This is a genomic window from Glycomyces niveus, from assembly GCF_017592475.1.
Lineage (GTDB): Bacteria > Actinomycetota > Actinomycetes > Mycobacteriales > Micromonosporaceae > Glycomyces > Glycomyces niveus.
The window spans coordinates 13,232-29,169 of the sequence record NZ_JAGFNP010000001.1 but is presented as its reverse complement, the minus strand read 5'-3'; the positions used below and the strand labels follow the sequence as shown (position 1 = coordinate 29,169).

Below are 15,938 nucleotides of genomic sequence, written 5' to 3'. Positions count from 1 at the left end.
TTTCCAGTCGGTCCCGCCCTTGGCACGATTGGGAGATGCCTAGTGACAGCCCGCGCGCCGTGGTCGCCTTGACCCCGACCGGACAGCCTGCGCCCACGCAGTCCTTCTACGAGGCCGTGGGCGGCGAGGAAACCTTCGAGCGCCTGACGAACGCGTTCTACGCGCAGGTCGCCGACGACCCGATCATGCGGCCGATGTACCCCGAAGAGGACCTGGCCCCGGCCGCCCGGCGGCTGAAGATGTTCCTCGAGCAGTACTGGGGCGGGCCGCACACGTACTCGGAGGAGCGGGGCCACCCGCGCCTGCGGATGCGCCACGCGCCCTACACGATCGGCGAGCGCGAGCGCGACGCCTGGCTTCGCTGCATGCGCCACGCCATGGACGAGGTCGCCTTGCCGCCGGAGTACGACAAGGTCATGTGGGAGTACATGGAGCGGGCCGCGGACTTCATGCGGAACGCGTGAAGCATCTGAGCAGCACGCGGAACGCCTAGAACTCAAGACACCAGACGCGAGACGGAGCGGCGGGGAGACCCGCCGCTCCGTCGTCGTACCAGCGTCAGATCAGACGAGGCACTGCCGTTCGACTTCACGGTAGAGCTCGTCGTGGGCTTCGGCCCAGGCCAGGTATTCGGCGCTGGCGAGGTCTTCGAGGCTGTCGACGGTGCCCGGGTACTCGTCGGCGATGAGGACGTCGAGCGCGTCGGAGCAGACCTGCCGGGCTTCCGAGTCGGCCTGGAGGTTGTCGCGCTCCAGCTGGAGGGCGACGATCTCGTCCTCGAGCTCGGTCTTCGCGGCGTCGAGCTCGTCGCGTTCGGCCTCGGCGGCCGCGAGCCGGTCGGCCTGGTCGGAGAAGTCGTTCGCCTTCTCGGAGTAGAGGATGCCGAAGGCCGCGGCGGCGATGAACAGCACGATCGCGATGACCGCGAACGTGATCGCGCCCTGGTTGCGGGGCTTGCGCGGAGCCGGGGGAAGCGGCGCGGGACCGGTCGGCATGGCGGGCGGGGCGGGCAGCGCTCCGCCCGGAGATCCCATGGGGGGCGGGGTCATCGCGTAGGCGGGGGCGGGCGGGGCCACCGGCGACGGGAGGGTCGTCTGCGGCATGGCGCCGGTCGAGGAGACCGGTGCCGGGGGCACCGCTCCCGGGGCGACCGTGGGCGCCTGGGTCTCGGTGAGGAAGTCGTCGTCCTTTTCGAACGCGGAGGGTGCGGGCACTGCAGGGGGCTGCGAGGCGGTGCCCGGAACGACCTTCACGGTCGCGTCGTTCTCGCCGGTGAAGACCGAAGGAGCGGGGAGTTTGGCGGTGGCTTCCGCTTGCGGCGCTTCGGGGTCGGCGTTCGGTGAGGCCGGGGCGGGTGCGGCGGGGGGTCGCGAGCCTTGGGGTGCGGGGTCCATGGGGTCTCCTATCCAATTTGGAGGTGGGGGTTCCTCATGATCGTACCGGTCGAAAGCCGTTCGCACCTGCGCAAAAGCGCCGCCCCGGGCTCCTTTCGGAGCCCGGGGCGGCGGACGCGACGGTCAGACCGGCAGGGTTCAGAGCAGTTCGCCCTCGAGCCACTCCACGAACGTGCCCGAGATCGCGGTGCCGCAGTCGATGAGCTCTTCGAGCAGGGCGGTGGTGATGCCGGGGCGGACGGGGACCTGGATCTCGCCGAAGACCGGGAGCGCGCCCGAGTCGGTCGGCTCGCCGAGGTAGGCCTTGAGGAACCTGCGGGTGCGGTTCCACTCGTTCATGGCCGCGTAGCCGCGCTCGGCCCACTCGCGGGGGACGGTCTGGTAGGCGCGGGCGCGCAGCACCAGGATGTCGGCGTCAGGGCCCTCGGCGCGGACCTGGACGATGTGGCGCTCCCAGAGGGCCACGATGCCGCCGTTCTCGTCGACGAGGTAGCGAATGTCGAGGTTCTTCAGGGCCGCGATGATGCGGTCCGAGTCGAGCGGCGCGGCCTCGTCGGTCTCCTGGGCGACCGCGTCGGCCGCGATCTGTTCCAGGTCGCTGATGAACTCCGGGTCGATCTCCTCGAGGTCCCGCTTGATGAGGTGCCAGCGGTCGACCTCGGAGATCTGCTCGCGCTCGGGGCCGAGCAGGAGCTGCTCCGCGGTGAGCTCGTGACGCAGCTCGCGGGAGGCGAACTCGAGGTCGATCTCGAGCGCTTCAGTGTCGACCTCGGGGTCCTCGTGCCGCTCGGCGCGGGGGTTCGGGACCGCGCTCGGCTGGCTGCCGCGCGCTTGGGCGCGCTCGGCGGCTCCGCCGAGCTCGCTGTCGGCTTCGGCGACCGCCTCGGCGGTCGACTCTTGCTGTGCGTCGCGTTTTCTGCTGCGCCACCATGCCATGGTGTTGTCCGCCTTCCCACCCAAAATGCGAATCACTGGCAGTGTTGGGTAATACGTTGGCATTCATGCTGGGCTGAACCATTGGTGCGATTGGTCGTGCTTCGCGGGGCATAGCCAAGTTACGTCGTGTTGCAGTGAGCAGACTAGGGCTCGCCACTGACATGGCACAACCGTCAACCAATCCTGACCGAAAGTATGAACCGTCGCGCGTTTGTTCGCAGGCGCGAACGGGGTACTGTCACCGGTTTCATATGTATCAGAACAGGAAGGGACGTCCCATCCTCCGGACGTCGGGTATCCGTCACCGATCGTGTGACGGTCACTCAGTGTTCTGAATCGGTCACAACATCGGCAGACCGCGGTCGCGGTCCCAGACGGTGCCGTAGGTCCCGGCGAGGCCGATGCGCCGTCCCGCCTTGAGGACCCGCACCGGATCCTCGCCGAGGAAGCCCATGCGGCACAGCCCTGCCACGAGCCGGAATTCGACCGGGTAGATCCGGCCGTCGTGTTCGACGCGGAGGGTGACGTGGTCGAGCATGGCGTCGCGCAGGCGCCGGTCGCCCACTCCTTGGCCGCGCCGCTCCCGCAGGGCCTGGGCGGCCTTGCGGTCGATCTCGGCGATGTCGGCGGCCGGGACGGTCTCGACGGTCGTCCACGGCTGCTTTGGGAGCCGCCCGCGCCATTCGGCCGCGAGTCGGGGCGCGGCCGTGCCTGCCGCGAGGTCGCCGGCGCGGTAGACGCCGTCGGGCAAGGCGCTGTCGCCGTCGGCGAGCGCGGAGCCCGAGGCCTCGCGGACGGCGAGGACCCCGAAGGGCAGGGCGGCCCAGAGGCGGCCGCCCTGCGCGAGCACGAGGGTGTCGGGGTCGAGCCTGGCGGCGCGGGAAGCGAAGGCCGCGTCGTCCCCGGCGGTGGTCGGATCGGTCATCGGAGGTCGGTCACCGCAGCTTCAGTCGGTCCACTGCTCGAGGTAGACGCGCTCCTCGGCGGTGAGGCGCCGGGGCCGCTGGCTGGCGGTGTCGAACGGCACCATCACGGTCTTGGCGCGCAGCGCGAGCTTGTCGTTCGCCATGAGCTCGTAGGCGAACGAGAACGAGGAGTTCCCGATCCGCTCGACCCACAGCTCGACGCGGGCCTCGGCGGGCACGACCACGGGCAGCAGGAAGTCCACCTCGTGGCGGGCCACGACGACGCCCTCGCGGAAGCCGGGGATGCCGGACTCGGCCGCGGCGGAGAACATCATCGCGACCCGGGCCTCTTCGAGCAGCACCATGAACTGGTTGTTGTTCACGTGCCCGAAGGCGTCCATGTCCGACCAGCGCAGGGCGACATCGGTCTTGAAGCGCGCCACGGCTAGTCCCGGGTGAGCTTCCGGTGGGTGACCCGGTGCGGGTTCAGGGCCTCGGGGCCGAGCCGCTCGGCCTTGTTCTTCTCGTAGGCCTCGAAGTTGCCCTCGTACCAGAACCACTTCGGCAGGCCGTTCTCATCGTCGCCCTCCCAGGCGAGGATGTGGGTGGCGACCTTGTCGAGGAAGGCCCGGTCGTGGCTGATGACCACGGCGCAGCCGGGGAACTCCAGGAGCGCGTTCTCGAGGCTCGAGAGGGTCTCGACGTCGAGGTCGTTGGTGGGTTCGTCGAGCAGGAGCACGTTGCCGCCCTGCTTGAGGGTGAGCGCCAGGTTGAGCCGGTTGCGCTCGCCGCCCGAGAGGACCTTGGTGGGCTTCTGCTGGTCCGGGCCCTTGAAGCCGAACGCGGCGATGTAAGCGCGCGAAGGCATCTCGACCTTGCCGACCATGAGGTAGTCGAGGCCGTCGGAGACGACCTGCCACACGGACTTGTCGCCGTCCAGCCCCGCCCGGTTCTGGTCCACATAGGAGATGTCGACGGTGCCGCCGATGTTCACGGTGCCGGAGTCGGGCTTCTCGAGGCCGACGATGGTCTTGAACAGGGTGGTCTTGCCCACGCCGTTCGGGCCGATGATGCCGATGATGCCGTTGCGCGGCAGGTTGAAGTCCAGCCCGTTGATGAGCGTCTCGCCGTCGAAGCCCTTGACCAGGTCCTTGACCTCGATGACGGTGGAGCCGAGGCGCGGGCCCGGCGGGATCTGGATCTCCTCGAAGTCGAGCTTGCGGGTCTTCTCGGCTTCGGCGGCCATCTCCTCGTAGCGACCGAGGCGGGCCTTGGACTTGGTCTGGCGGCCCTTGGCGTTCGAGCGGACCCACTCGAGCTCGTCCTTGAGGCGCTTCTGGAGCTTGGAGTCCTTGCGGCCCTCCACCTTCATGCGCTCGGCCTTCTTCTCCAGGTAGGTGGAGTAGTTGCCCTCGTAGGGGTAGGTGCGGCCGCGGTCGAGCTCGAGGATCCACTCCGCGACGTTGTCGAGGAAGTACCGGTCGTGGGTGATGGCGATCACGGCGCCGGCGTAGGAGGCCAGGTGGCGCTCCAGCCAGAGCACGGACTCGGCGTCGAGGTGGTTGGTGGGCTCGTCGAGGAGCAGCAGGTCGGGAGCCTCGAGCAGCAGCTTGCAGAGCGCCACGCGGCGGCGCTCGCCGCCGGAGAGGTTGGTGACGGGCCAGTCGCCGGGCGGGCAGCGCAGCGCGTCCATGGCCTGCTCGATCTTCGAGTCGAGCTCCCAGGCGTTGGCGGCGTCGAGCTCCTCCTGGAGGCGGCCCATCTCGGTCATGAGCTCGTCGGTGTAGTCGGTGGCCATCTCCATGGCGACCTCGTTGAACCGGTCGAGCTTGCCCTGGATGTCCGCGACGGCCTCCATCACGTTCTCCATGACGGTCTTCGACTCGTTCAGCGGCGGCTCCTGCGCGAGCATGCCCACGGTCGCGCCGTTGGCGAGCTTCGCCTCACCGTTGGAGACCTGGTCCTGACCAGCCATGATGCGCAGGAGGCTGGACTTACCGGCGCCGTTGGGGCCGACCACGCCGATCTTCGCACCCGGGTTGAAGTACAGGGTGACGTCGTCGAGGACGACCTTGTCACCGTGCGCCTTGCGCGCCTTTTCCAAGGTGTAGATGAACTGCGCCACGCTGATCCTTCGCTATGCGACGAGCTGGACTGAACTGACCGGTGTCAATGATGTCAAGTCCGCGCGGGTAACCGCCAATCGGGCCGTCGCGGGACCGTCTGCGTCACCGCCGCCGCTCGCTCACCGGTCCCGGTAGGCTTGTCAAAAGGAGGAAAACCGAATTGAGCAACGCATCCTTCATTGTCGTAGCCAACCGCCTCCCCGTCGACTCCGTGGTCGACGACGAGGGAAACCGAACCTGGCGCCGATCCCCTGGCGGCCTCGTCACCGCCCTCGAACCCGTTCTCCAGGCCAATCACGGCACGTGGATCGGCTGGGCCGGCACCGCCGGCGAAGCGCCCGCCGCCTTCGAGTCCGACGGCGTCACGCTCCTGCCGGTCTCACTGAGCGAGAACGAGGTCCTGCGCTACTACGAGGGGTTCTCGAACGCCTCGCTGTGGCCGCTCTACCACGACGCGGTCGAGCCCCGCGTCTTCCGCCGCTCCTGGTGGAAGTCCTACTACGAGGTCAACGAGCGGTTCGCCGACGTCTGCGCCCGCGAGGCCGCCCCCGGGGCGGTCGTGTGGGTCCAGGACTACCAGCTCCAGCTCGTCCCCGGAATGCTGCGCGAGAGGCGCCCCGACCTTCGGATCGGGTTCTTCCTGCACATCCCGTTCCCACCGGTCGAGCTGTTCATGCAGCTCCCCCACCGCATGGAGATCCTCAAGGGCCTCCTGGGGGCCGACCTGGTCGGCTTCCAGCGCCCGCTCGCGGCGCAGAACTTCCTGGCGCTCACCCGGCACCTCCTCGGCTACCGGCCGCGGGGGCACTACGTCACCGTCGACGACCGGCTCGTGCGCGCCGACGCCTTCCCCATCTCCATCGACACCGCCCACAACGAAGAGGTCGCGGGCACCGAGCGGGTCCGCCAGCGCGCCAAGGAGATCCGCGCCGAGCTCGGCGAGCCGGAGACGATCTTCCTCGGCGTGGACCGGCTCGACTACACCAAGGGCATCGAGCAGCGGCTCAAGGCCTTCCGGGAGCTCCTGGAGGACGGCCGGCTGCAGGTGCCGAACGCGGTCATGGTCCAGGTCGCGACCCCCAGCCGCGAGCGCGTCGACCAGTACATGAAGCTGCGCGAGCGGGTCGAGCGGCAGGTCGGGCGGATCAACGGCGAGTACGGGCAGGTCGGGCTCCCGGCGGTGCACTACCTGCACCAGAGCTTCGACCGGTACGAGCTGGCGGCGCTGTACCAGGCGGCCGACGTGATGGCGGTGACCCCGCTGCGCGACGGGATGAACCTGGTCGCGAAGGAGTACGTGGCGAGCCGCATCGACAACCGCGGGGCGCTCGTCCTGAGCGAGTTCGCCGGTGCCGCAGGCGATCTGCGGCAGGCGTTCCTGGTAAATCCGCATGATTTGACCGATTTGAAAGACGGATTTGTGACAGCGGCGAACGCGTCCCTCGACGATAAGATGAAGAGGATGCGCGCCATGAGGCGTTATCTGCGCAAGCACGATGTGAGTCGCTGGGCGCGCAGTTTCCTCACAGCGCTAGGAGTTCCGGAGCGCAGCGCGGCGTACAATCCGGGCAGCCCGCCTGCCGAAGTCTGATACCCGGCGGTCGGGCGGCAGGCACAGACATTTCCGCAACGACGGTGTTGGAGAGATACGCCACGATGACCGCACCACGCCCTGAGGGCCCCGCGCCGGAGGACTTCAGCTCCTCTGAGGAGCTGCGCTCGGCCCTCACTCTGCTCGCCCGTGTTCCGCAGCTGCTGATCGCGTGCGACTACGACGGCACGCTCGCGCCGATCGTCACCGATCCTTCGCAGGCCATGCCGATTCCCGAGTCGGTCTCGGCCCTGCGGACGCTGGCGAACCTGCCGCAGACGAAGGTCGCGGTCATCTCCGGCCGGGCGCTGCGGGACCTGGCGGCGCTCTCCCGCCTACCGTCCGAGATCCACCTGGTCGGATCCCACGGATCCGAGTTCGACATCGGCTTCACCCGGGCGCTCTCCAGCGAGGACCAGCGGTTGCGCGACAAGCTCGTGGCCGAGCTGTCGGCGATCGCCGAACGCTACGAGGGCGCCCGGGTCGAGCCGAAGCCGGCCGGGTGCGCGCTGCACGTCCGCGAAGCGTCCGAAGCGGATGCGATGCGCGCGGTCGAGGACGTCCGCGAGGGTCCGTCCACATGGGATGGCGTGCACACCACCGAGGGCAAGGCCGTCATCGACCTGTCCGTGGTCACCACCCACAAGGGCGACGCGCTCGACAAGCTGCGCCACCAGCTGGGGGCCTCCGCGGTCCTCTTCCTGGGCGACGACGTCACCGACGAGAATGCGTTTGCGCACCTGCACGGCCCGGACGTCGGCGTCCGCGTCGGCCCCGGGCCCAGCCGCGCCGCGTTCCGCATCGGCGACCCCACCGACGTCGCGAAGCTCCTCGCGCGCCTCGTCGACACCCGCCGGGCCTGGCTCCAGGGCGAGCAGGCGCAGCTCATCGAGCGGCACACGATGCTCGCCGACGGCGCCAACCACGCGCTCCTCACCCCTGACGGGCGCGTCACCTGGATGTGCCACCCGCGGCCGGACTCCGGCTCGGTCTTCGCCGACCTGCTCGGCGGCGAGCACGCCGGGCACTTCACCGTCCAGCCCGTCAACGCCGGCATCCCGCTCGGGCAGCGCTACGTCTCCGGCACCATGACCGTCGAGACCCGCTGGCCGGGCCTGTCGGTCACCGACTGGCTCGACTCGACGCCGCGGCGCCGCGGCGACCTCAACGCCACCGTGCTCGTGCGCGAGATCAGCGGCGAGGTCCCCGTCAAGATCACCTTCGCGCCGCGGCCGGAGTTCGGGCAGCTGCCCGTGCAGCTCCAGCCCGTCGGCGGCGACGGCCTGCACGTCCTGGGCGGCCGCGAACCGATCAGCCTGCGCTCGCCGGGCGTGGAGTGGCACATCGAGTACGACGGGCAGCACTCGCTGGCCGTCGCGGTTGTCGACCTCGCCGCGATCGGCGGGTCCCTGGTGCTCGAGATGCGCGCCGGATCGGCGAACCTCGACGAGTGGAAGCCCGCCGTCAACGTCCGCCGCCGCACCACCGAGGCCGGCTGGCGCAACTGGTCGGACTCGCTCAAGCTCCCGCGCGTCGAGACCGAGATGGTCTCCCGCTCGGCGCTGGCGCTCAAGGCCCTCTGCTACCAGCCCACGGGCGCGATCCTCGCGGCCGGGACCACCTCGCTGCCCGAGGAGCTCGGCGGCGTGCGCAACTGGGACTACCGGTTCTGCTGGATCCGCGACGCCGCGATGACCGCGAACGCGCTGGTCGACCTCGGCTCCCTGCAGGAGGCCGAGTCGTACTTCGCGTGGGTCGCGGGCATCCTCGAGCGCACCGCGGGCCACCCCGAGCGGCTGGCCCCGCTGTACGACATCGAGGGCATGGCACCGAGCCCCGAGGCGATCATCGACACGCTCCCCGGGTACGCCGGGGCGCGGCCGGTGCGCATCAACAACGCCGCGTCGAACCAGGTCCAGCTGGACGTGTTCGGCCCGGTGGCGATGCTCGTCGAGGCGGTCGCGCAGCGCCGCGGGCACCTCTCGGACTTCGAGCAGCAGGTCCTCGGCAGCATGGTCGAGGCCGTCGCCAAGCGCTGGCACGAGCCCGACCACGGCATCTGGGAGGCCCGCCAGGCCCCGCGGCACCACGTGTACTCGAAGGTCATGTGCTGGGTGACCGTGGACCGCGCGCTCAAGGTCGCCGAGCACTTCGGCATGGAGTACGGCCCCGACTGGCACGAGCTGCGCGACCAGATCGCCAAGAACGTGCTGGAACTGGGCTGGAACGACGAGGCCGGGGCCTACACGGCCGCGTACGGCCACGACGACCTCGACGCCGCGTCGCTGTGGATCGGCCTCTCCGGGCTGCTCCCGCCGGACGACCCGCGCTATCTCAAGACCGTGCTCAGGATCGAGGCCGGGCTGCGCTCGGGCCCGACGGTCTACCGCTACCACCGCGACGACGGCCTGCCGGGCACCGAGGGCGGGTTCATCATCTGCGCCGCGTGGCTCGCCGAAGCGTACCTGCAGGTGGGTCGCCGCACCGACGCCGAGGAGCTGTTCGAGCAGATCCTCGCGTGCGCGGGCCCGACCGGGCTGCTGCCCGAGCAGTGGGACCCGATCGCCGAGCGCGGCCTGGGCAACCACCCGCAGGCATACTCGCACCTGGGCCTCATCCGGGTGGCGAACCTGCTGAACGGCCAAAGCGGACGCATCTGAGGCACCCTCAAGGCGAGGGCTACTCTGTTCAGGACGACACGGCGAAGCTTGCGAGCCGTGCATGAACACAGTCTGCTGCATCCTGACAGGAAGCCCTCGCCTTGAGCTCCCCCACTCCTGCCATCCCCGGCTACCGCGACTTCGCGATGGTCGCGCACGGTTCGACCGCGTTCGTCTACACGGCCGTCCAGGAGCGCCTCGACCGCACGGTCGCCGTCAAGGTCCTGCTCGTCGACGACGACATGACCACCGCGGACTCGGTCGAAAAAGAGCTCGAGGCCACCGTCGCGGTCTCGAACCACCCCCACATCGTCTCGATCATCGACACCGGCCACACCGAGGCCGCGCAGCCGTACATCGTCATGGAGTACTGCGAAGGCGGCTCGTACTCGGCGATCCTCAAGGCCGGCGGGCCGCTCCCCGTCGAAGACGTCATCGACGTGGGCGTCAAGATCGGGCAGGCCCTCCAGGCCGCGCACAACGCGGACATCCTCCACCGGGACGTCAAGCCCCAGAACATCCTTCGCGGCCAGTACGGCCCCGCGCTCGCCGACTTCGGCATCGCCCGCAGCGGCGCCTCGCTGGCCGCCACCGCCGCGATCGACAAGCTCACGCCGCTCCACGCCTCTCCTGAGGCGCTGCTGCGCCAGGCCCAGACGCCCGCGAGCGACCTGTTCAGCCTCGCGTCGAGCATGTGGCACCTCCTCGCCGGGTTCGCGCCGTTCGCGAACCCCGAGGGCGGGACCGACCCCGACACGCACCGCGCGCGCGTCACCTCCGACGCGCCGCCGCCGAAGCTCCCCCGCGACGACGTGCCCGAGTGGCTGGAGAGCCTGCTCGTGCGCGGCCTGTCCCGGGACCCGGCCCGCCGGCCCGCTTCGGGCCAGGCGTTCGCCGAGGAGCTGCAGCGCGGCATGTACGGCGGCGGGGTCGGCAAGGCCGCCGCGCCCGCCGTGATCGGCGACGTGAGCAACGAGGAGACGGTCTACCGGCCCGAGGTCGCCTCGCGCGGCACGCGGGTGCCGCTCGACCCGTTCGCGCCCGTGCAGCCCATGCCGCAGCCCGAACGCGGCGGCACGCTCGGCAGCGGCCTCACCGGAAGCCGCACCGGCGGCGGGTACGCCGGGGAACTCGGCCACGCCGTGGACCCGCGGTACGCGCAACTCGATGGGACGCAGGGTGGTCCGGTCTCGGCCGCGCCGTTCTCCGGTGCCCCGATGAGCGCCCAGCCGTTCTCGGGGGCGCCCATGAGCGCCCAACCGTTCTCCGGCGCGCCGCAGCAGCAGGCCCTGCACAGCGGTCTCGCGCCGTACTCGGCGCCGCCGCAGGCGCCGGTGAGCATGCAGCCGCCGCCGATGCCGTGGAGCCCGCAGGCCGCACAGCAGGCGCCGCCGATGCAGGCGGCCCCGCAGGAGCAGGTGTTCGCGCCGCCGGTGATCGGCCGCGACGGCTCCAAGCCGCGGAAGACCAAGGCGTACAAGGCCCCCAAGCAGGTCCAGCCGCGCCAGAAGGACGAGCGCGGCCTCAAGTCGTACGTGTACCTCGGGCTCGCGATCACCGTGCTGCTCGGCACGGTCATGACGGTGTGGCTGTGGCTCCTGACCCCCGACAAGACCGCCGACGACCTCGACCAGGCGAACACCGACGGCAAGGGCGCACCGACGGACGTGACGATCGCGTCCTGGAGCGACGGCGAGGTGACGCTCACCTGGACCGAACCCGATGGCGCGACGGATTCGCTGCGGTACATCGTGTTCGCCCAGCGGGTGGGCGACGAGAAGGCCGAGGCGCTCGACGAGGTGGGCACCACCGAGCCGACCTACACCTCGGCGGGGTTCAACCCCGACGAGGACTACTGCTTCCTCGTGAGCGCCTTGTGGGAGATCAACAAGGTGCCGAAGTCCGAACCGGTCTGCACCGCCGATCTCGCCGACTGAACGTCCACCCCATTGGGGATCGTCCGATCGGGTGAGGCAAGCCCCCTTCGGGGGCTTATTCGGAGTGCCTTCGATAAACGCCGATGCCATTTGCGCCCCCAATCGCATCGGAGCGCTGTCGTACAAGCGATCGAGCAATTCGGAGCATGGATCGGGGACGAGAAAAAGCGCCCCACGCCCTGGCGGGCATGGAGCGCGAACGTCGCGGGTGCGAAACCTAGGCGGCGACGGCCTCGGCGGAGAAGGCGCCGGCCTCTTCGAGGGTCTTGAGGGTGGTGTCCCAGCCCTGCTCCGCGGGGAGCTTGGCGGCGAGGCCCTCGATCTCGGCCTTGATCTTGGCACCGTGGCCGGCGGCGGCGAGGGCCTTGACGGCCTCGGTGAACGCCTCGGAACCGGTGGCGAGGTGCAGGGTCTTGCCGGTGGTCAGGCTGCGCAGGTACACGTGCTTCCCGTTGTTGAGCGGGATCAGGTACTTGAACTCGCCGAGGACGTTGAGCCCACCAGCGGAGCCGCCCTTCTGGCCGGCCTTGACGGAAGCGCGTGCTGTCTTGGAAGTGTTGGCTGCCACGCCGGTCTCCTCACCTTGTCGTGTAAGACGAATCTTCGGCCTGACACAGGAAGAGCAGCCCTCATGGCGGGCACTGAACCTGGGTTGGACCACAAAAGAAAACCGACAGTACGCCGGTCATGCGCAAGTGTAGCTCAGGCGCCGGGTGCGGCAACTAGCACACGCACCGGGTGTGACGCATCGAATGATCGAAAAAGTGAGCCCCCGGAGCGGTTTAAGCCTAGCGCGATGCTTTCGAAGCTGTCAGTATGTAACTGAGCGGAATAGCGTGCCGGGTTCGAGTTCATCCCACTCTCATCCCGGCCGATACCCGTTGCACGACTTCAAGTCGTTATGAAATGACCACAAGGAGTGAGCCAGTACTCAGATACGCCGATTCCCAAGGAGGTGCGCGATGCAGACACGCGGCGTGATCTACATCCACTCCAGCCCGTCTGCGGTCTGCCCGCATGTCGAGTGGGCGATCGGTCGTGTCCTGGAGCGCTCCGGCTCCGCGAGCCAGGGCGTGAAGCTGGGCTGGACCCCCCAGGAGGCCGAACGCAGCACCATGCGCGCCGAGCGCGCTTGGACGGGCTACGCCGGCATGGGCGCCGAGTTCGCGAAGGCCCTCGCCCAGTGGCCGATGCTGCGTTTCGAGGTCACCGAGGACCCGAGCGCTGGCGTCGACGGCGAGCGGATCATGCATGTCCCCGGGCGCGGCATCTACCGCGCGGCGATGAGCGCCGGCGGCGAGATCATGATCGCCGAGGACCGCATCCGCGCGCTCCTGGCGACCACCACCAGCGCCGAAGCCCTGCGCAACGGGCTCGACCAGCTGCTGGGCCTGGAATGGGACCGCGAGCTGCGCCCCTACCGCCAGGCCGCCGGCGGCAGCGAGCAGTCCTGGCTGTCCCAGGTCGGCTAACGCTCCGGGACGGCCTTGCCGCCCAAGGAAACCGCAACGTTCGATGCCCGCGACGCAGCGCGTCGCGGGCATCGGCGTTCTCGTCCGCCTACAGGTCGGCGGTGAGGTTGTCGAAGTTCGGGCCGTCGGTACGGGAGCGCTTGAGCTCGTAGAAGCCCGGCGTGGTGGCCACGGCGTAGACGCCGTCCCACAGCTTCGCGGCGGCCTCGCCCATCGGGGCGGGGGTGACGACGGGACCGAAGAGGCCGACCCGCACGCCCTCGTCGTTCTCCACGGCCACGACCGGAGTGCCGACGTCGGTGCCGACGAGGCCGATGCCGTGCTGGTGCGAGGCCTGCAGCGCCTCGTCCCACTCCTCGCTCTTGCCGGCGTCGGCCAGCTCGACCGGGAGGCCGACCGCTTCGAGCGCGGCCGGGATGTAGATCTCGGAGTCCTTCTCGCCGCCGATGTGGATGCGGTTGCCGAGGGCCGTGTAGAGGCGGCCGAGGGTCTCGTTGTCGTACTGCTCGGCGACCGCGGTCGCGACGCGAACGGCCGGACGGGTCTTGGGCAACAGATCCTGGTAGAACTCGGGGAGCTCGTCGAGCTTCGGCTCGTTGAGCACCCAGAGGCTCATCACGTTCCAGCGCACGTTGATCGGGCGGAGCTTCGCGGCCTCGAGGATCCAGCGGGAGGTCATCCACGCCCAGGGGCAGGCGGGGTCGAACCAGAAGTCGACGGTCTTGGTTTCAGCCATGCGCATTAGACTACTTCAAATTTAAACAAGTTTCCTGGGCGGCTCGGCCCTATGATCGAGACACAACGTGGAACCACGATAAAAGGGATAAACTTGCCGTCGATGCTGGTGAATACGCGACAAGATGACATAACGGGCCGCCTTTTCGCGCCCGCCGTGGAACCGGCCGCGCACGACGGCCGCGGCCCTTCGATCGAGATCGTCACGCTCTCGCGCCTGCGCGCGGGCGGCGACGCCCCCGCGCTGACGCGGCCCTTCCGCTCCGACCTGCACTGCCTGCTCACGCTCTCCTCGGGCGCTATGCGGCACTCAGTCGACTTCACCGAGCACGCGCTGAACCCGGGCCAGTGGCTGTGGGCGCGGCCGGGCCAGGTGCAGCAGTGGAGCGGCCTCGACCAGGCCGAGGGCACCGTCATCCGCTTCGCCACCGACTTCTTGGACCCCGACACCGCGATCGGCGTGTGCGTCGACGACCCGCACGCCCCGGTGATGCGCGTCCCCACGGCCGAGGACCACGCACTGCTGCGGGCGGCGACCACCCAGCTGCAATGGGAGCACTCGGCCGACCGCTTGCCTTGGGACACGCGGCTGCAGGTGCTGCGGCACCTGCTCGCGGTTTTGGTCCTGCGCATCGCGAGCCTGCCCGCACCGCAGGCCGGGCCCGACCCGAGCGAGGTGTACCTGGCCTTCCGCGACGCCGTCGAGCGCGACTTCGCGAACTCGCGCCGGCTCAGCGACTACGCCGAAGCCCTCGCCTACTCCCCCAGGACACTCTCCCGGGCCACCCTCGCGGCCGCCGGCATCCCCGCGAAGGAGTTCATCGACCGCCGCGTCATCCTCGAAGCCAAGCGCATGCTCGCCTGCTCCCCCATCCCCGCCGCCCGCATCGGCGAACGCCTCGGCTTCACCAGCGCCACCAACTTCAACAAGTTCTTCGCTCAACGAACGGGAACCACCCCGATCGCCTTCCGCGCAACAGCCCACAAGCAACCGACCTGACAACTCATGCTTGACCTGCCAAAACCCAAAAATGTCGGCCCCACATGCGACCATCGTCCTTTTCGGTTGGCAGGAATGCGGATGCGGGTGGGAAGGGGCACGCCCTACGCCCCCAGCGCGCCCGCGCCGCAGGCGCCGGCCCGCCACCGCGCAATCGCGGGCACGCCGTGCCGCCGCCGCTGCTTAGCTCGCGGCCGCGAACACCGTCTCGGGCTTGGCCTTGCCGTCCCGCTCGGTCATCACCGCGAGGAGGTCGCCGGCCTCGCTGAGAACCGCGTACCGGCCCTCGATGCCGGCCGGGTCGAGCGCCTTCCCGTACGACAGCGCCTTCGCCTCGGCATCGGTCGCCGTGCGCGTCGGCATCAGCCGCGCCGCAGCCTCGCCCATCGCGAGCGCGCCGAGCGGCTCGCCCGCCTCCGAACGCTCCGCCAGCGCCTCCAAGGTCGCTGCCACATCAATGCCGAAGCCACCGATCCTGGTGCGCCGCAACGCAGTCAGGTGCCCACCGACGCTCAGCACGTCGCCGAGGTCGCGCGCGATCGCGCGGATGTAGGTGCCCGAAGAGCACGAGACGTCCACATCGACATCGACGAACTCGCCTTCGCGTCGGATCGCCAGGACCTCGATCGAGGCGATCGTGACCCGCCGGGCCTTGAGCTCCACGGTCTCGCCCTCGCGCACCCGCTTGTACGCGCGCTGGCCGTCGACCTTCACGGCGCTCACCGCGCTCGGCACCTGGTCGATCTCGCCGGTCATCGCCGCGAGCCCGTCGCGGATCGCGGCGTCGGCGACCGCCGACGCGTCGGCGCTCGCGATCACCTCGCCTTCGGCGTCGTCGGTGACCGTGGCCTGGCCGAGCCGGATCGTCGCGGCGTAGGACTTGTCCAGGCCGGACACGTACGTGAGCAGCTTGGTGGCCTTGCCGACCGCGACGATGAGCACGCCGGTCGCCATCGGGTCGAGCGTGCCGCCGTGGCCGACCTTGCGGGTGCCGCAGATACGGCGCATCCGGGACACCACCCCGTGCGAGGTGATGCCCTGCGGCTTGTCGACGACGATGAGGCCCGGCGCAGCGGGCTTGGCGGATTTGGACGTCACGGACGTAGAGGCTAATCGCGTCTCCGACCGCGCCCGCCGCGCGGGTGGCTACTGGTGCCGGTCGAGCGATTCCTGAAGGGCGCG

The 15,938-nt window shown here is 69.6% G+C and carries 14 protein-coding genes; 6 read left to right on the top strand and 8 right to left on the bottom strand.

The genetic code is table 11. From position 1 onward, the window contains the following. Positions 1-35: 35 nt before the first annotated feature. Positions 36-464 carry a globin gene (locus tag J5V16_RS00140; protein WP_208493876.1) on the top strand — a complete coding sequence of 143 codons (429 nt, stop codon included), beginning with the start codon at positions 36-38 and terminating at the stop codon, positions 462-464. 99 nt (positions 465-563) lie between these two features. On the opposite strand, the gene J5V16_RS00135 is transcribed toward J5V16_RS00140, so the two are convergent. The 5 genes from J5V16_RS00135 to ettA all read right to left on the bottom strand — a co-directional run bounded on the left by J5V16_RS00135 (position 564) and on the right by ettA (position 5,360). Next, positions 564-1,394 (bottom strand): hypothetical protein, encoded by an 831-nt coding sequence (locus J5V16_RS00135; RefSeq protein ID WP_208493875.1) that lies wholly within the window; start codon positions 1,392-1,394, stop codon positions 564-566. A gap of 138 nt (positions 1,395-1,532) precedes the next feature. Then, on the bottom strand, positions 1,533-2,330 hold the full coding sequence (locus J5V16_RS00130; RefSeq protein ID WP_208493874.1) for a type III secretion system chaperone family protein: 798 nt from the start codon (positions 2,328-2,330) through the stop codon (positions 1,533-1,535). Positions 2,331-2,670: 340 nt separating this feature from the next. Next, positions 2,671-3,255, bottom strand: a complete 585-nt coding sequence (locus J5V16_RS00125) for a hypothetical protein (RefSeq protein WP_208493873.1) — start codon at positions 3,253-3,255, stop codon at positions 2,671-2,673. A 21-nt stretch (positions 3,256-3,276) separates the two neighbouring features. Further along, positions 3,277-3,678 (bottom strand): acyl-CoA thioesterase, encoded by a 402-nt coding sequence (locus J5V16_RS00120; protein WP_307792821.1) that lies wholly within the window; start codon positions 3,676-3,678, stop codon positions 3,277-3,279. Between the two features lie 2 nt (positions 3,679-3,680). After that, positions 3,681-5,360 (bottom strand): energy-dependent translational throttle protein EttA, encoded by a 1,680-nt coding sequence (ettA, locus tag J5V16_RS00115; protein ID WP_208493872.1) that lies wholly within the window; start codon positions 5,358-5,360, stop codon positions 3,681-3,683. Positions 5,361-5,521: 161 nt separating this feature from the next. Between ettA and J5V16_RS00110 the strand changes: the two genes are divergently transcribed. The 3 genes from J5V16_RS00110 (at position 5,522) to J5V16_RS00100 (ending at position 11,549) form a co-directional block, all read left to right on the top strand. After that, the gene (locus J5V16_RS00110; protein ID WP_208493871.1) at positions 5,522-6,952 is read left to right on the top strand and encodes an alpha,alpha-trehalose-phosphate synthase (UDP-forming); all 1,431 of its coding nucleotides are present in this window, start codon (positions 5,522-5,524) and stop codon (positions 6,950-6,952) included. A 65-nt stretch (positions 6,953-7,017) separates the two neighbouring features. Continuing rightward, positions 7,018-9,612 carry a trehalose-phosphatase gene (otsB, locus tag J5V16_RS00105; RefSeq protein WP_208493870.1) on the top strand — a complete coding sequence of 865 codons (2,595 nt, stop codon included), beginning with the start codon at positions 7,018-7,020 and terminating at the stop codon, positions 9,610-9,612. A gap of 101 nt (positions 9,613-9,713) precedes the next feature. Beyond that, the gene (locus J5V16_RS00100; RefSeq protein ID WP_208493869.1) at positions 9,714-11,549 is read left to right on the top strand and encodes a protein kinase domain-containing protein; all 1,836 of its coding nucleotides are present in this window, start codon (positions 9,714-9,716) and stop codon (positions 11,547-11,549) included. A gap of 217 nt (positions 11,550-11,766) precedes the next feature. Here the strand turns inward: J5V16_RS00100 and J5V16_RS00095 are convergent, their stop codons facing one another. Continuing rightward, the gene (locus J5V16_RS00095; protein ID WP_208493868.1) at positions 11,767-12,117 is read right to left on the bottom strand and encodes a hypothetical protein; all 351 of its coding nucleotides are present in this window, start codon (positions 12,115-12,117) and stop codon (positions 11,767-11,769) included. 394 nt (positions 12,118-12,511) lie between these two features. On the opposite strand from J5V16_RS00095, the gene J5V16_RS00090 reads away from it, so the two are divergent. Further along, the gene (locus J5V16_RS00090; protein WP_208493867.1) at positions 12,512-13,021 is read left to right on the top strand and encodes a DUF3145 domain-containing protein; all 510 of its coding nucleotides are present in this window, start codon (positions 12,512-12,514) and stop codon (positions 13,019-13,021) included. A gap of 88 nt (positions 13,022-13,109) precedes the next feature. Here J5V16_RS00090 and J5V16_RS00085 read toward each other — a convergent pair whose 3' ends face one another. After that, positions 13,110-13,757, bottom strand: a complete 648-nt coding sequence (locus J5V16_RS00085) for a mycothiol-dependent nitroreductase Rv2466c family protein (protein WP_208493866.1) — start codon at positions 13,755-13,757, stop codon at positions 13,110-13,112. 156 nt (positions 13,758-13,913) lie between these two features. Here J5V16_RS00085 and J5V16_RS25270 point away from each other — a divergent pair, with 156 nt between their 5' ends. Continuing rightward, on the top strand, positions 13,914-14,756 hold the full coding sequence (locus J5V16_RS25270; protein WP_208493865.1) for a helix-turn-helix domain-containing protein: 843 nt from the start codon (positions 13,914-13,916) through the stop codon (positions 14,754-14,756). A gap of 183 nt (positions 14,757-14,939) precedes the next feature. Here J5V16_RS25270 and truB read toward each other — a convergent pair whose 3' ends face one another. Beyond that, a complete protein-coding gene (truB, locus tag J5V16_RS00075) occupies positions 14,940-15,854 on the bottom strand; it encodes a tRNA pseudouridine(55) synthase TruB (RefSeq protein WP_208493864.1) in 915 nt (304 codons plus the stop codon). Positions 15,855-15,938 lie beyond the last annotated feature (84 nt).